The sequence below is a fragment of the Sporofaciens sp. SGI.106 genome, assembly GCF_050314255.1.
Classification (GTDB): Bacteria; Bacillota; Clostridia; order Lachnospirales; family Lachnospiraceae; genus Claveliimonas.
Window position 1 is genome coordinate 143,073 of sequence record NZ_JBNPMZ010000002.1, and the last position, 15,099, is coordinate 158,171.

At 38.7% G+C, this 15,099-nt stretch carries 21 protein-coding genes and 1 other RNA gene; 3 read left to right on the forward strand and 19 right to left on the reverse strand.

Going from position 1 to position 15,099, the window contains the following annotated elements; translation table 11 throughout:
* From ACQRCC_RS02420 to ACQRCC_RS02505, 18 genes are all read right to left on the reverse strand, one after another.
* The gene (locus tag ACQRCC_RS02420) at nt 1-525 is read right to left on the reverse strand and encodes a hypothetical protein (protein WP_427849222.1); all 525 of its coding nucleotides are present in this window, start codon (nt 523-525) and stop codon (nt 1-3) included.
* A gap of 22 nt (nt 526-547) precedes the next feature.
* Nucleotides 548-2,482, reverse strand: a complete 1,935-nt coding sequence (locus ACQRCC_RS02425) for a hypothetical protein (RefSeq protein ID WP_427849223.1) — start codon at nt 2,480-2,482, stop codon at nt 548-550.
* Between the two features lie 25 nt (nt 2,483-2,507).
* Nucleotides 2,508-2,972, reverse strand: a complete 465-nt coding sequence (locus ACQRCC_RS02430; RefSeq protein WP_427849224.1) for a DUF669 domain-containing protein — start codon at nt 2,970-2,972, stop codon at nt 2,508-2,510.
* A 25-nt stretch (nt 2,973-2,997) separates the two neighbouring features.
* Complete coding sequence (locus ACQRCC_RS02435; RefSeq protein WP_427849225.1) at nt 2,998-3,135, reverse strand: hypothetical protein; 138 nt, start codon at nt 3,133-3,135, stop codon at nt 2,998-3,000.
* A complete protein-coding gene (locus tag ACQRCC_RS02440; RefSeq protein ID WP_427849226.1) occupies nt 3,135-4,322 on the reverse strand; it encodes a hypothetical protein in 1,188 nt (395 codons plus the stop codon). The genes ACQRCC_RS02435 and ACQRCC_RS02440 overlap by 1 nt, the downstream gene beginning before the upstream one ends.
* A gap of 3 nt (nt 4,323-4,325) precedes the next feature.
* On the reverse strand, nt 4,326-4,502 hold the full coding sequence (locus ACQRCC_RS02445; RefSeq protein ID WP_427849227.1) for a hypothetical protein: 177 nt from the start codon (nt 4,500-4,502) through the stop codon (nt 4,326-4,328).
* Between the two features lies 1 nt (nt 4,503).
* A complete protein-coding gene (locus ACQRCC_RS02450; protein ID WP_427849228.1) occupies nt 4,504-5,160 on the reverse strand; it encodes a hypothetical protein in 657 nt (218 codons plus the stop codon).
* A 4-nt stretch (nt 5,161-5,164) separates the two neighbouring features.
* Entirely contained in the window at nt 5,165-5,542 is a 378-nt protein-coding gene (locus ACQRCC_RS02455; protein ID WP_427849229.1) for a VRR-NUC domain-containing protein, read from the reverse strand.
* Between the two features lie 213 nt (nt 5,543-5,755).
* Entirely contained in the window at nt 5,756-7,075 is a 1,320-nt protein-coding gene (locus ACQRCC_RS02460; RefSeq protein ID WP_427849230.1) for an SNF2-related protein, read from the reverse strand.
* Between the two features lie 35 nt (nt 7,076-7,110).
* Nucleotides 7,111-7,530: an HNH endonuclease gene (locus ACQRCC_RS02465; RefSeq protein ID WP_427849231.1), complete on the reverse strand. Its 420-nt coding sequence runs from the start codon at nt 7,528-7,530 to the stop codon at nt 7,111-7,113.
* An 8-nt stretch (nt 7,531-7,538) separates the two neighbouring features.
* Nucleotides 7,539-7,847, reverse strand: a complete 309-nt coding sequence (locus tag ACQRCC_RS02470) for a hypothetical protein (RefSeq protein WP_427849232.1) — start codon at nt 7,845-7,847, stop codon at nt 7,539-7,541.
* Between the two features lie 18 nt (nt 7,848-7,865).
* Complete coding sequence (locus ACQRCC_RS02475; RefSeq protein WP_427849233.1) at nt 7,866-8,711, reverse strand: pentapeptide repeat-containing protein; 846 nt, start codon at nt 8,709-8,711, stop codon at nt 7,866-7,868.
* Nucleotides 8,712-8,713: 2 nt separating this feature from the next.
* Entirely contained in the window at nt 8,714-8,893 is a 180-nt protein-coding gene (locus tag ACQRCC_RS02480) for a hypothetical protein (protein ID WP_427849234.1), read from the reverse strand.
* Nucleotides 8,890-9,309 (reverse strand): helix-turn-helix domain-containing protein, encoded by a 420-nt coding sequence (locus ACQRCC_RS02485; RefSeq protein WP_427849235.1) that lies wholly within the window; start codon nt 9,307-9,309, stop codon nt 8,890-8,892. The genes ACQRCC_RS02480 and ACQRCC_RS02485 overlap by 4 nt, the downstream gene beginning before the upstream one ends.
* Before the next feature lie 48 nt (nt 9,310-9,357).
* Nucleotides 9,358-9,564, reverse strand: a complete 207-nt coding sequence (locus ACQRCC_RS02490) for a hypothetical protein (RefSeq protein ID WP_279207951.1) — start codon at nt 9,562-9,564, stop codon at nt 9,358-9,360.
* Nucleotides 9,557-9,775: a hypothetical protein gene (locus ACQRCC_RS02495; RefSeq protein WP_279207952.1), complete on the reverse strand. Its 219-nt coding sequence runs from the start codon at nt 9,773-9,775 to the stop codon at nt 9,557-9,559. Before ACQRCC_RS02495 ends, ACQRCC_RS02490 begins: the two co-directional genes overlap by 8 nt.
* 267 nt (nt 9,776-10,042) lie before the next feature.
* Nucleotides 10,043-10,112: hammerhead ribozyme type II (locus tag ACQRCC_RS02500), an RNA gene on the reverse strand.
* Between the two features lie 162 nt (nt 10,113-10,274).
* A complete protein-coding gene (locus ACQRCC_RS02505; RefSeq protein ID WP_427849236.1) occupies nt 10,275-10,472 on the reverse strand; it encodes a hypothetical protein in 198 nt (65 codons plus the stop codon).
* Nucleotides 10,473-11,013: 541 nt separating this feature from the next.
* Here ACQRCC_RS02505 and ACQRCC_RS02510 point away from each other — a divergent pair.
* The 3 genes from ACQRCC_RS02510 (at nt 11,014) to ACQRCC_RS02520 (ending at nt 13,522) form a co-directional block, all read left to right on the forward strand.
* Nucleotides 11,014-11,403, forward strand: a complete 390-nt coding sequence (locus ACQRCC_RS02510) for a helix-turn-helix domain-containing protein (protein WP_279207955.1) — start codon at nt 11,014-11,016, stop codon at nt 11,401-11,403.
* A gap of 40 nt (nt 11,404-11,443) precedes the next feature.
* Nucleotides 11,444-11,923 carry a hypothetical protein gene (locus tag ACQRCC_RS02515; RefSeq protein WP_427849237.1) on the forward strand — a complete coding sequence of 160 codons (480 nt, stop codon included), beginning with the start codon at nt 11,444-11,446 and terminating at the stop codon, nt 11,921-11,923.
* Between the two features lie 324 nt (nt 11,924-12,247).
* Nucleotides 12,248-13,522: a tyrosine-type recombinase/integrase gene (locus ACQRCC_RS02520; RefSeq protein WP_427849238.1), complete on the forward strand. Its 1,275-nt coding sequence runs from the start codon at nt 12,248-12,250 to the stop codon at nt 13,520-13,522.
* 138 nt (nt 13,523-13,660) lie between these two features.
* Here ACQRCC_RS02520 and rlmD read toward each other — a convergent pair whose 3' ends face one another.
* The gene (gene rlmD, locus ACQRCC_RS02525; RefSeq protein ID WP_427849239.1) at nt 13,661-15,058 is read right to left on the reverse strand and encodes a 23S rRNA (uracil(1939)-C(5))-methyltransferase RlmD; all 1,398 of its coding nucleotides are present in this window, start codon (nt 15,056-15,058) and stop codon (nt 13,661-13,663) included.
* Nucleotides 15,059-15,099: the final 41 nt, after the last annotated feature.

Genomic DNA, 15,099 nt, shown 5'->3' on the forward strand with positions numbered 1-15,099 from the left:
TTATGTGATAATTTGCAACACTTTTTTGTAAAATTCGTTATTTCTGATATTACTGTCAAAAGCATGTTGTCTTGATTTCATTAGGGTTTTCAACTCTTTCAGTTCTTTATTCTGATCCTTTAATCTTTCCCTTGGTTCTTTCAGGAACTTCCTCTGTTTCTTTACATCAGCGTTGCAGTTCTTCCATACCTTTGTGTTTTTTCTGTGTGAATCCCGAATGAACTGCAACTTAGAAACATCAGACTGAATCTGTGAAATAATGTGCTTTGTCTGTATGATCTGCCGTTCTGCGTATCTGACTTTCTGCATACAGCTTTCAATGTAAATACTATGTTCCTTCTGAACCTGTTCAAACCGTTCCGTCTGCTCCTGAACAAATTCTTTAATCTGTTGTTCACATTCAGGTGTATAACTGCATCTTATTACTTTTAGCAGCTTTTTGACTTTTGAAATGTTACGGCAATTCAGAAGTTCTTCAATGTGGACTATCATTGAACCGTTTTCATATTTGATTTCTAAATCCATTTCATACCTTCCTTTCCAGGTATCATGCGGTAATACCAAATTGTTTCAACCGCTTCTTTGCCAAATCTATATACCAACTTTTGTCAAGGGTTTGCGGTGCTTTTACCCCACACACATCATCATTACAGATGAAACAATGGTCAGGTGTGTTGCCAAATTTTTCACCCTTTGGTTTTACTTTTTTTCTTTTCAGAAGTCTGCCATCATCCTGACAATTTGAAGCAAATACCCGGTATGACTTATAACTGTATCTAACCTTTTCAGGATATTCATACACCTTCTTAATCACTCTTTTCCCTGTATTTGTAATAACTGGTGTGCAATGCTCATGTTCCACCCAATCATATTTGTCAGATAGCTTAACTATTTTCTGGAACATGATCAGATCATCACACTGATTTATGGTCTGTTCCACTGGTGTCTTGTGAACCATATATTCAACCAATGCTTTATTCAAAATTGGCAGGTCATTGTCGGTTGCAGACAGTTCTTTTACATAAGCACCGATTCTTTCAACACTTCCATCAGAACCAACCCAAAGATAATTGTTAACGTCCTTCTGATAGATTTCAGAAATGTTATCAAGTTCAAGAAGGATTGAACAACATTCAGTGGAACAACGCTGTTCCCATTCCCAACAAATATCATCAACCATTTCAAAGGCTTCATCAGTGTCAGGAATCCAAATAATCAAACCATCCGTATTTGACTGAATCAGTTCAAACCCCGGCACTGCTTCCAAGTGTTCAATCAGGTCAAGTAACATGAGCTGACCATTGATGCACATACAGTTATTATTCCTTGGGTCATATGCAGGATTTGTTTCATCTTTCATACCACCTGACAAAGCATTCAGCATTTTCTTGTACGGTAACTGTGCTTTCTTCCAATTCTTTGCTTCTTCCTTATTACCGGATTTTGCAGCGGCAATTTGTTTTGCTTTCATTGATTTTCTTGTTTTATACATCAAGGTATAGTTGTCATTGGTGGCAGTCCTTGTGACCAATCCCCATGCAATCAGCATTGACGGGTAATAGTTATTTACGTCTACATGAAGAATCTGACCGGTCTTATGTATTGGTTTTGATTCTGCACCGTGCAGACCACCGAAACCAAAAGAATGAGGTATACCTGCAACAATGGTTTCAAGGTTCTGGGACTTGTACCATAGTTTTTTATCGTATTTATCCATGTGTACCAGGTCCATCTCCAAGGCTTCTTGCCTTTTCTGTTCAAACCAATCCTGAACATATTTGTATTTGTTCAGCCGCAAGCAAGGTAAAAAGAAATAATCAAATTCATCATTGAAGTCCTGTTTTACACATCCAAGGACTTTTGCAGTTATTCTTGCTTCACTGTCACCTATATTGGATAAGCTGACCATTTTGGGGAATGCCTGAACAATTCCGTGCATTGCATTGAACTCGTCTATTTTTTCAAGGAAAATCTTGATTGTCTGTTCAACATCGTGACGGCAGTATTTAATGGTTTCTTCAATTTCTGCCTTGGTCAGTTTTCTATTTATATCAAAAGGAACGCCCGTTTCCTTGATGTTGCTACCAAGAAAACCTTCCATTGTTTTCAAACCAATAGGGGGGTTTGGCATAACATCATAGTTGATCATCGGAACCCTGTTAAATGCTCTTGAAAACTGCCAACCTTCCCTTTCTTCCAAAATAATCCAATCATTTATTCTTTTGGGGTTCATGCCTAATAAAATGCCCTTCATGATATACTGGTCATAATGTCTGTTATTAAAACCAACCCATATATCTTTTATATTTGCTTCATATAAGGCTTTTAATTTGTCAGGGTCATTTACTATGACATATTCTTTTCTACAGGTCACATCAATGAAAACGGCAAGCCAATCTTCTTTGAAAACCTCAAAATCATAAAATATTATTTCAATCACCCCACTTTTCAAAAAAGGCGGTGTGACGGATAAACCGATCACACCGCTGTATCATTATGTAAGCAATTTAGCAATCGAATACCTCTTTGATTGTCATAGGATTGAATTTCTTTGCAGCCCATTCAACTTCTGCTTCCACTTTCCCCTGAACTTCCTGAAAAATATCAAGAACACAATCAGCAAAGTCTGCATAATTTACAAATTCAGGGATTGTTTCTGTTTCCAGTTTGTCAAGCCATGTGCAAACAGATTTGATTGCCATACCATCTGTCCACTTTGGTGAAGTGTTACCACTGATCACACGGTTAAAGAACAACATTCTTCCTTTATATTCACCCTCTTTAATCTTGCACTGAACCGCAAACATTAGCTTGTCCTTTGCATTTGTCAGTTTGATTTCCATTTTTTCAAAACCAACGATATAAGTTCCATCCTGCACATCTTCAAACGCTGATGCATCAGATTCTGCAACCTCTTTCTGTAATGCCTGTAAATCCACCTTCTGATCAAAAGCACTGAAATCAATAGCCATAATTTTTCACCATTTTAACCTTTCTTTAGAAAATTCTTATTACTGCAATAGCCAAAATACAAGCTATGCAAATCATCGTATAGTTGTCTCTGTTTTCCTGTTCCTTATCTCCAATTGCACCGAAACCAAATGCAACTGCAATCAGGAAAATCAATATTTCCATTATCTTGTTCTCCTGCGTCTCTGACCCCTTGCAGGTGTTTCATGTGGATCCATCACACCCTCTGCTGGACTGTTTTCCTGTGAAATCCGCTTGATACCTGCATTAAATTCATCTTCTGTGATAACTTTTCCACCCTTTGGTGATTCATCACCTTTATGTTTCAGTACATAATTATCATCATCAGGGATATAGAAATATGTGTCCTCATCACAGACAGTTGGTTCAACAGACTGTTCAGTCTGTCTTTCTTTGCGTGTTCTTCTCGGCGGTTTTTGCAAATCCGGCTTTGGAACAGTATCTGCTATTGCAGCAGCTTCTTCAAACGGCACTTCTTCTGCACCACCGGTTGCCTTATCAATAGCTTCATTAACCTGTTCCATATATTCATTTTGCTTTTGTTCATTTTCTGCCTGAACTTCTGAACGGGTCTTTCTGGTTCCAGATGCTTTTTCAGGTTCTTCCTTGGCTGTTTTTCTTGATCTTGACCGTCTGCCGTTGGCATCCGGTTTTTCAAGCTCTGTAGCAGCCGCCTGATCAGCCTGAGTCATCTCAGCATCAGATTTATATTCACCAATTTCATAATAATTTCTGATCTTGTCCACCACATAATTCAGATCATTTTCAATTGCATATGCCGGGAACATTCCAAGCGGTGATTTCACAGTGTCCTTACCGCTGTTCTGTGTGTAGAAATAATACTTGGCTTCATTTACACCAGTTCTAAGAACAACGGTAAACAGTCCTTCAATGGTGATCTTTTCACGCAACAATTTACCGATCAGCTTAACAGTGGTCAAACCGTTGTCCAATGTTTCTAAATGGGTCATATAAACAACCACAACATCATCAGGAAGGTCTTTGCACACATCAATGATTTCAAAGTAATTAGCCCCAAAATCATTGTATTTATCCCATCCCGTTTCTTTAATTCGATTCATATATGGTACAGCAAGGATATACTGAAAATCATCAACCACAATGATTTTCTTTCCGGCTGCTGCCTGATCTTTCATGTATTTGATAATCTTCCGGGCATCCGTTTCATTGTTCAGCATATCAAAATGATTTTTGAACGGTAACGGTTTACCAACCGGGTTCACTACTGCTGTAATGGCTGCATCACAGTTACGCATACTTGTACTTTTTCCTGTGCCGGATTCACCCATAATTAATACTTTCTGTGCCATAATTTACTTATCCCCTTTCTTAAATAATCCCATCATTTTTGTGAATAAATTACTTTGTTCTTTCAGCACTTTCTGCTGTGATTTTTTTACTAACTGCTTTTTCTGAAAATGTTCAGCCGTTGAAACCTTGTTTCTGTAACTGCGGTGACTTCTGATTCTGTGATTTTTTGCACTGCTCATTTTATTCATCCTCGCTTTCATCTGTTTTATCTTTGAACACATCCAGTTTCCCAACTTCTAAGAACTGTGCAGCCCAAAAGTCAGCAAAATGAATGATAACCTGCAACGGTTCCTCATGCCCTTTCAGATCATAGGCAAGACTGCCATAAGCACCATCATGATAGAAAATAGCGTGTTCCTCTTCTTCCGTCAGATCAATGTACCGTGCAGCCAGTTCCACTGATCTCAACGGGTGGTCAATGTGGCAAAGTTCAGAACTGATCTTGAACGGTTTGGATTCAGAACGCTTATATTTCTGTTCAGGTTCCTTCTTTGTAGGTCTGCCGTCCTGAATCATATTTTCAACATAGTATGGACTTCCAAACCGACCACATTTACCAAGGTCATGCAGTCCGGCAGCAATGACCACGCTGTTATGAATTTTGTTGTATGCTGCACCACCAAGCATTGCTACACCAATCTTTTCAGCTAACTGCATTACATTTACGGTATGCTCTAAAAGTCCACCATCTTTACAAAGGTGATTTCCACCAGATGCAGGGGCTTCAAAAAAGCCAAGTTCTTCTGCAAAATCAAGTAGATCTTCCATGCCCTCACGCTTTGTTGACATCATACTTTCACGGAAATAGTTAATCTGTTCTTCTTTAGTCATCTTCATGTTTTTATTCTCCTTTTAAAATTTTATTTTCAAAGTATTTCCACCTTGATTTTAATGTGTCATAATTATATCCAGTGTTTACTGGGTCATTCTCTACAATGCAAAGAATGAAGTTTTGGAATAACTCCCATTCGTCTGGGTAAAGCAACACCGCATAACCACCAGATCTGTCAATTTCTCTAAGATTGTAAATCTGTAAATCAGACGGTTTACCTTTTGGTGCTTTCAGTTCTATTCCAATGAAATGACCTTTGCAACACACCAGTAAATCAGGTACACCTGATTTTGTGAACGCTGCTCCACCCCAATATTTCAGAATCCAACACTCCTTTTCCTTCAGGAATTTTTTCACCCTGTTTTCAAAGTTTTTTTCTGCTGCCATGATTATTCACCTTCTTTCTCCAATCTTTCATAATATTGTTTACTGTCATACACATAACCATTTGCATAAGCTACCACCCACAAGAATGAGCAATTAACTGACATAATCACTACAGGTTGCCACGAGATGATGTAATCCAAAACGCATATCCAATGTAGCAAACTGAAAAGATTAATCATCACCAATGCCTTGATTATGAAATTTTTCAGCCATCTACGTACAATCTTTGAACAATTCATCTGTTAGTTCCTTTCCTTCCTTTAATGCTGCAAAATTTTTTTCTTCAAAACTACCCTTTACAATCAGGTAATAATAAAAGCAGGTTTTGGTTTGACCAATGCGGTGTATTCTCTTTTTGGACTGTTCCCAAAGATCACACGAACCTTTACCGAGTGGAAGGGTGAAGTATATGATTTTGTTTGCTTTCTGGTAATTACCACCCATTGCCCCGGCTTGGTACTGTATAAACGTCACACTGTTTGGTATTTCCTCATATGCGTACATTGAACGTCCTGAACCATTTACAAAACTGACTTCTCTGCCAAGGCTTTCACATACCTTTCTAAGTCTTGTCAGTTCTTCATTGAAGTTATAGAAAACAATCAATCTATCCTCTGTTGATTCAAGAAGGTCTTTAAATGCTTCCAGTTTTTCCTTGTGATATTGACCACAAAGTTGTCTCGCATAAAGCATTTTGGTCAGTGAATTATCACCAACCAGTTCAACCCTTGGTGTCACATCTTCACCGTAATAATCAGAATCATCTATGAACTGACAAAGATTCAATGTATCAAGCAGCAAGTAACTGTTCTTGATAAAGTAACGGTATTCTTTTGTAGGATTCAGAAAAATCTTTTGTTCAATCTGTCCAGGCAGTTCAATCACTTCTTCTGTTTTCATGAATACCGCTCCAAATTGTGATAACCGTTTTTTCAGATGATTCACGTTCTTATAACCAGTGATCACTTCTGTTTTATAACCGTCACCGTTTTCAACCCATTCAGTTTCAACATATGACTTCCAAAACGCTTTTTTTGAAATATCCCAACCCAAAAGGTGAAGCTGCGACCACAATCGTTCATACTTTCCTGCCGTTGGTGTTCCTGACAACAGGACAACACTTTCTGGTTTCAGTTTCAGTATAAATTTTGACCTTTTAGCAGTTTCGTTGCTGATAAGGGAACTTTCATCAAGCAACAGTGTAAAGTTGGTTATATGACTGATATATGACCTTCTGAATACCAAATCATAGTTAATTACACCGACAATCTGCAAATCACTGTTATAAATATCTTTGGTGTCAATCAGTTCTCTGAACCTGACCGCCTGTGTTTTCTTTGTCAGATCAAATACGGCATAGTCAGGATAATATGTATTGAAGTGTTCCACCCAATCATCAATTTTAGATTTTTGACAGATCACCAAATTCACGTCATTGTTCAGCAAATACACCTTTTCAGCACCAACAAAAGTTTTACCTAACCCCATGTAGGTCAAGATAATATGCACATTTATTATATTTTTCGGTTTCATCAAGTGCTTTTACCTGATGTTCCATAAAGTGAATATTATCCATGATCAATCACCTTCTTTCTGACATTTGGAAGATTTGACACATATCTCCCCATCTTCACGCAATGTCGTATGTTTTCAGACTGAGTACACCATTCAAGATTAGACGCATGATTGTTGGAACGGTCTGCATCAATATGATTGACTATAGGTTTATTTTCAGGATTAGGTATAAATGCTTCTGCAACTAATCTATGAATGTATTTCTTTTTACATTTTCCCGATAAATCGTATAAATTTACCTTTCGATAACCATTCATTGAATAGCTTTTTAAAATTCCTTTCCTTCGTGAATTATTCTGAATCAAGGAATACACGTTACCGTTTGTATCTACTTCATACAACCCCTCAAAGCCTTTAACTGCCACCCGGTTACAATCTTCTGTTTGGTCAAGAACCTTCTGTTGGTGTGGCATAAAATGAACTACCTGCATATGATTTTTGCAAGCACTGCGGCAAGATGTTTTTCAAATCTATCACATTCAGAATCAGGTTCATATTTAATCCCAAGTTCTTTCACAAGGTTGTCCATTGCCAAATCATAGGCATATTTAGCAAACGCATCATTAAGATCAGGATTTCTAAGCATTTCAAATTTCAAAAGACTTTTTGTTGATTCATCAACCACTTCCTGAGGTAACTCTTCACCACAAAAACGAACTGCTATATTTAGACTGTATTGAATTTTTTTATCAATGCATTTTTCCTTGATAATGCTTATAACTCTATTCATAATTTCATCCCCTCTTTCTTATTTTTCCACCTTGATACCAGTACACTGTTCAAAGATTTCAGCATCAAAGTTTGGTATATCCTTAATAATGTTCTTATGATGTTCTGATAATCCATTCCACCACAGCTGACCACGTTCAGATTCATCAAGAATCTTCAAATAACCACCTGTTGTCTTGTAGGTTGGATTTGCCGCCTTTTCTTCATCCGTCATATCATATGAATAAACCCATTCAACAACATCCTTTGGAATACGATTCAACAAATACCTTGCATCTGAACGCATCCAGTCGTTATAAGTCCAATCAGAAGGTTCATTGAACAGCATGATTTTCTGTTCAACAGTATTGAAACAGCCAGTATTAAAAGATGATTTGTTCCAGTCCCCGGTGTTGCGGTTCCCGGTGTTCCAGTCCCCGGTGTTCCAGTCCCCGGTGTTGCGGTTCCCGGTGTTGCAGTCCCCGGTGTTGCGGTTCCCGGTGTTCCAGTCCCCGGTGTTCCAGTCCCCGGTGTTGCGGTTCCCGGTGTTGCAGTCCCCGGTGTTGCAGAGACCCGTGCAATCTTTTCCTGTATTCACAATACGCAACACTTCATCCCATGGAATTTCACGCACAATATGTATTTTATTGGTGCATGATTTTGTACCATCAGAATCCACGTCACCAAGTGCAATAACTTCCGCAACTTTATTTTCAGGATTGAACGGATAATAACTAAAACAGTCCGATGCTTTTTCACAAAAGTGAAAACCTCTATTACATGTTTCTGGCTTAACATCTTCTTCAAACGTCTTACCAACTTCATACTGAAAACCTCTACAAGTCCAGTCATGGTTGAACACTTTATATCCTTTTACTTCACTCATTTTTAATAACCCTCACTTTCTTTTATTACCATCCCCAGACGACCGACAATACCGATCTGCTTCAAATACTGGTAATATTCATCAGCCTGTTCTTCATCTACATCAAAACGATCACGAATGTGTTTATTAGTTACACGCTTTTGTGCTTTCGCCCAATGTTCTAATTCGTCTGATCTATTCATATTGCAACACCTTCAATCTCTGCAAATCGTTTTGCGTTGATGAAATAACACCAACGGTTTTCAGAAGTCTTGATTGCATAACCCCAAGGGAAAACCCCCTGCTGTAACCCTTTCCTGACTGTGTTGTGATTCATCTGCAATAACTTGGCAGCCTTTTCCACATCCAATCTTGGTATTACACCGTTTCTTACTTCTTTTGTCGGAAGCACAACCGTCTGACTATTGTCTTTTGTGAAATAGTCCTGATCAAGTCCAAGTGATACTGCAATATCACGCTGAACATCTTCTGACGGTATCTGCTTACCTGACAGGTACTGACTGACAGAACCTTTGCTTTTTCCAGTCATACCGCACACCTGACGTTGATTCAGGTGCAATTCCTGCATAGCTGTTTTCAGCTTTTCACTGAAATTCATAAATCACCATTCCTTTCTTAAAAGTTTTGTATCTTAAAAAGATACATTTTATGCAAAAAAAATTGCAATCACTTTCGTATCAGATAAATTATACCTTGATCTGATTTTACTGATTTCACCCTGATTGAACTCTGCACCGTTTGTTTCGTTCATTTTTGCAGATAAAGACTGCTGTGAAATACCAAGTGCTTCTGCAAGCGTTGCATTCGTATCATCATGTAAAACCATTTCACTTCTAAGCAATTTTTTATTCATTCTTTCCACCACCTTCCATAGCTGCCGGGAACGGACTGTTGTTATACTGTCTCTGAATCCTTACTCTGATTCTTCCACCGGGCAATTCTTCATATTTCAGCACATTAAACACCTGTTTCTTTGCAGTAATGCTTTCTGCATACCGATTACATTCATCAACGGTATCAAATTCAAGCGTCAGATCAATACACCCTGCAATCACTTTTTTCATCAGCTTTTTACCTTCCTTTCTGGACAACAGCCCTTTTGTAAATGCTGCCTGTTATGGGATGGTTTTTTAAATTCGGGAACAATACCAGTAAACCCTTATCAGATTTCACACTAAAATCTGCAAACTTGCTTTCCAACTATGGAATTTTTAAAGCGTTGCTTTCCATGAACCGCTGAACACTCTCACCTTAAAAGTGAACGAAACCTGTCAACCATCACATAACAGACAGCACTTAAAAAAGAACTGTTATCATTATTTGACTTTTCTGATAACCTGCCATCATCAGACACCGGGCAGTCACCCCACGGCATGACGGTCATTTCTGACCGTTTCGGCTAATCTGTCACTTTGTTGATATACTCGTACATCTCGTAATAATGTTCTCTCGTTATCTGATTTTGGACTTCGTAAAGTTGCCTATGCAAAAACACCCTAGCTTTACTTTTTTCAACCATCATCCTTACAACAGCATCAACATAACCTTTTGTGAATTTTACTGTCATTTCAACATCACCTCTAATAAATTATCAACAACCCTTATATCCATAACCTTGCGTTGAGTGAGTTCATCGGTTTCTTCATGATCAAGATAGTATTCTGCATAATGTTCTGTACTAAATTTCATACCGTACATACAAATTATTAGCCTGATCATAGTGTTTTGATCAATAGTCATTAAAATGTCATTTAACGTCATAGTCCTTACTTCCTTTCATTCCTTTGGTTTGGTTACCTGCTGCAACAGGTTCTTTGGAGTGGTCAGGTCAGTGGATGGGACTGACCTGACTTTGAAAAAAAATGCTGTTTGAAACAAGGTACTGTGTCCTCTCGCTCGTTGATTCTTCCGCTTAACAGCTTCTTATGTAGGAGTAAAGTGCTGATTGGCTCAACCTATGGTTTTCGTGAACTACTTCCCAAACTGTGCTTTCTTGTCCTGCTGTTCATGCTTTCTTCAACTGCTTTACAGGGTTGCCTAATTCTTCACACGTTCCGTCTGATATATCCGTCAGCATAACTGCCATGTTACTTACGTGTAGCCCTCTCGGTTTACCCTGTTTATTCCTGCTTTCCTTGTTTCGATGTATCTTTTTAAGATACAAGCAAAGTATAATTCACATTTGTTCAGTTGTCAATAGGTTTTTGAAACTTTTTTAGATACAAAATCAAAAATAATTGATATTTAATCAAAAATATGTTAAAATTAAGATACATTATAAATAAGAAAGGGGTGGATATGAATGACAATGGGTGAATACATTAAACAGCTTCGACTTGAACACGGATGGTCACAGGAAGAACTTGGTAAAAAAGTTGGTGTCAATCGTGCAGCAGTAAACAAGTGGGAACAGGGAACCGTTGAAAATATCAAACGTTCTACAATCAAAGCACTATCATCTGTCTTTGGTGTTTCTCCATGTGATCTCATGAAATGGGATGAACCAAAAGAAACTGAAAAGAAGTTGAACATAGATGAACTTATTGAACAGTCATATGGAAAGAATGCTTCTGATATGCTTTCTTTATTTTTGAAACTGGATAATGTTGACCAACTAAGAATCATTGAAAGAATGGAAACTTTGCTTGATCAGGAAAAATATTCTATTCAAGAAGGGTTAAAGAACGCATAGGAAATATTATTGTTGTAGACTTTAGAAAGGATGGTTGATCATGGGATTTTTCAAAAGTAAGAAAGGCTCTGTTATCAGCGATTACTTCCAATTACAGGAAGATATTGCCGGATATTCAAAGGGGTATATGTATGAAGTTACATTATATGATGATCACTTAGAAATTATACCTCTGTCAAAACAGAATAAACTTCTACTGAATTATAATCAAATTACTGATGTGTTCTATGGTGGGAAAACCGAACTGATTCAAAAACCAAAGTCTGTGATTGGCAGGGCTTTGGTTGGTGGTATGATCTTTGGTGGTACAGGTGCAGTAATAGGTGCTGTGTCCGGTACAGGAATGAAAACAGAAAAGAAAACACACCTATATTTCATTATAAGCTACACCAGTTCGGACGGTGAAGATAAGTATATTCAGTTTGAAGATACAAGAATGTACAAAGGTCTTAAGCTATCCAAAAAACTGAAAGAACTTGTACACATTGAATCAAAATCTACAGGTGACATTCAACTGTAGAGTTACAGTTGGTTACGGTTACACTTAAATTCTATATTCTTATATTTTTACTTTTTTACAGCTTATTATTTTTTTATCATCAATGAAATATATAAGAACATCACATGAACTGTAGACAACCGTAACAACAGCATTATAAACAAATTTTAAACCGTAACCTGTACCGTAACCATGTGTAACAACTGTATAAAAGTTGACCCCAAACTGTTGCAGCAGTTCAGGGTCAGATGATAACCAAACCAAAGGAATGAAATGATTTGGACTATGCAAACTCAATTATATCATTTCATTCCTTTAAATACAATTAAGAAAGGAATGAATTTTATGCAAGGTGGGGTAAGAAAAAGAGGTGCTACATGGTCATATTATTTTGACCTTGGCAAAGTTGACGGAAAACGTAAGAAGAAAGAAAAGGGCGGTTTCCGTACAAAGAAAGAAGCAGAAGCTGCACTTGCAGCAGCTATGAACGAATACAATAATGCAGGTCAGGTGTTTGAACCGTCTGAAATAACAGTTTCTGACTATCTTGATCAGTGGTATGAACTGTCATGCAAACTGAACCTGAAATATAATACCCAAGTTGGTTATTTACGCATTATTGAAGGTCACCTTAAACCAAAATTTGGGTCATATAAGCTGAAAGCAATCAATTCAGCGGTATTACAGGAATATGCAAACAGTCTGAAATTAAACGGTTATTCCAAAAGTCATATTGTTGGCATACTGACTGTATTTCAATCTGCACTGGACTATGCTATTGAACCGCTGCATTATATCAGCCAGAACCCTATGAAGTCAGTGAAGTTTCCGAAGGTAGAACGCAAGCCACGGGAACGCATTATATTGACGTTGGATGAATGGCAACAGATCATTGACCGCTTCACTGGAACCAGATACTTCATTCCTTTGATGATTGGTTTCTATACCGGGTTGCGTATTTCAGAAGCCTTTGCCCTGACTTGGGATGATATTGATTTTGAAAAAAGAACCTTGTCCGTAAATAAGCAGGTTGTAAAGCGTAACTTTGGTGCTGATGTGCGTAAGGTTGTTGAAAAGAAGGGAAAAAAAGAACAGCGTTCATCATGGTACTTCACCACACCAAAAACAGAAGCATCTGCCAGAACAATTCCTTTCGGTGATACTCTCTATCAGGCATTGAAGCAGGAAAAAACCGAACAGATGAAGAATGAAATGAAGTATGGTGAATTTTATACCATTCACGTTCTCAAAAAAGAAATTGATGAAAAAGGCAATGATATGTTCAGAATTGTACCTGTTCAGAAATGTGTGGAAAGTCAGTTGCAGCGTGTCCGGCTGATCTGCGTTGCTGAAAACGGTCAGTATACATCAACCGATTCTTTCAAGTATTGCAGCCGGGTGATTCACAGTGAAATGCAGCTTGCTTTTGATTATCACTCTTTGAGACATACCCATGCAACCATGTTGATTGAAGCAGGGGCACATGTAAAGAACGTTCAGGCAAGACTTGGACACACCAACATTGAAACCACATTGCAGACTTATGTGCATGATACTGAAAAGATGGGTGAACAGTCCGTTGCCTTGTTTGAACAGGCAGCCACCAGAAAATTGTCATAAATTAAAAAAAAGGGTTGAAATCCGCTGATTGTTCAGTGGTTCAACCCTTTTCTTTCGTTCAGTATCAATTTTCAGAATTACGGTGGCAAATCGGTGGCAAATAGACTGAACATATTACGAAAAGCCTTGAAAAACCGCTTATTTCCGTGATAATAAACAAACTGTTTCCACATGCCCTGTATGCGGGAACATGTCCACAGCCTTTACCTTCTCCACCTCATATCCGGTCCCCCGCAGATACTTCACATCCCGCGCCAGGGTCGCAGAATCACAACTCACATACACGATCCGATCCGGCCCCATATCCACCATGGTCTTAAGCACGCTTTCTTCGCAGCCTTTGCGCGGCGGATCCACAACGATTACGTCTGCCCTGGCCTGTTCACCTGGATGATTCTTCGCGTATTCTGCATAATACCGGGGCAGCACCTCTTCTGCTTTGCCTACAAAGAACTCGGCATTATCTATATTATTAATCTCGGCGTTATGTCTGGCATCTTCAATTGCCTGAGGCACGATTTCCACACCATATACCTTCCTGGCCTTCTGGGCAAGGAAAAGGGATATCGTTCCGATTCCGCAATACACATCCCAGACGGTCTCTTCTCTTCCATTTTCTCCAAGCCCCGCATATTCCAGTGCTGTTCCGTATAATTTTTCCGTCTGTACCGGATTTACCTGATAGAAAGACAACGGCGATATCTGATATTTCACATTTCCAATATAATCTGTGATGTAGGTCTGTCCCCACAGAGGCTGAATGGTCTGTCCCATGATTACGTTGGTCTTCTCCCTGTTTACACTCAAGGTAATGCTGGTCATTCCCGGAATTTCCTCCAGACGCTCTGCCAGTACGTCTGCATGAGGGAGCTTATTTCCATTTATCACAAGACACACCATAATTTCTTTTGTCCGAAATCCATATCTTATGAGGACATGTCTCACCAGTCCCTTATGCCGAATTTCATCATAAGCGCTGATATGGAACTCATTCATGAAATCAATTATTATCTGCAGAATCCGGGCATTTTCTTCTACTCCCAGCACACAGTCTGTATTCGGAATAATCTGATGGGTCCTGCCTGCATAAAAACCGGCTATCAGATTTCCATTTTTGTCCCGTCCAATAGGGAACTGGGCTTTATTCCGATAGCGATATGGCTCTTCCATTCCGCATACAGGCTCCATCACCCGGTCAAGCAATTCCTCCGGTACACTGCCCAGACGGATCAGATTATTGCGCACCTTGTTATTTTTAAATACCAGCTGCTGCTCATAGCTCATGACCTGAATCTGGCAGCCGCCGCACTGACGGGCAACCGGGCAGACCGGCTCCACACGGTATGGTGATGGCTCAAGAATTTTCATCAGTCTTGCGTAGCCGTAATTTTTTTTCGCTTTCATCACCTTGACTTCCGCCACGTCGCCAATAATGGCATCTTTAACAAATAAGGTATAGCCATCAACCTTGCCTATACCTTCTCCATCAATTCCCATATCTTCAATTCTGATTGTAACAACGTCATTTTTCTGCATATATTCTCTCCAATTTTCAAAAGGGTACAGGACTCCTGTCA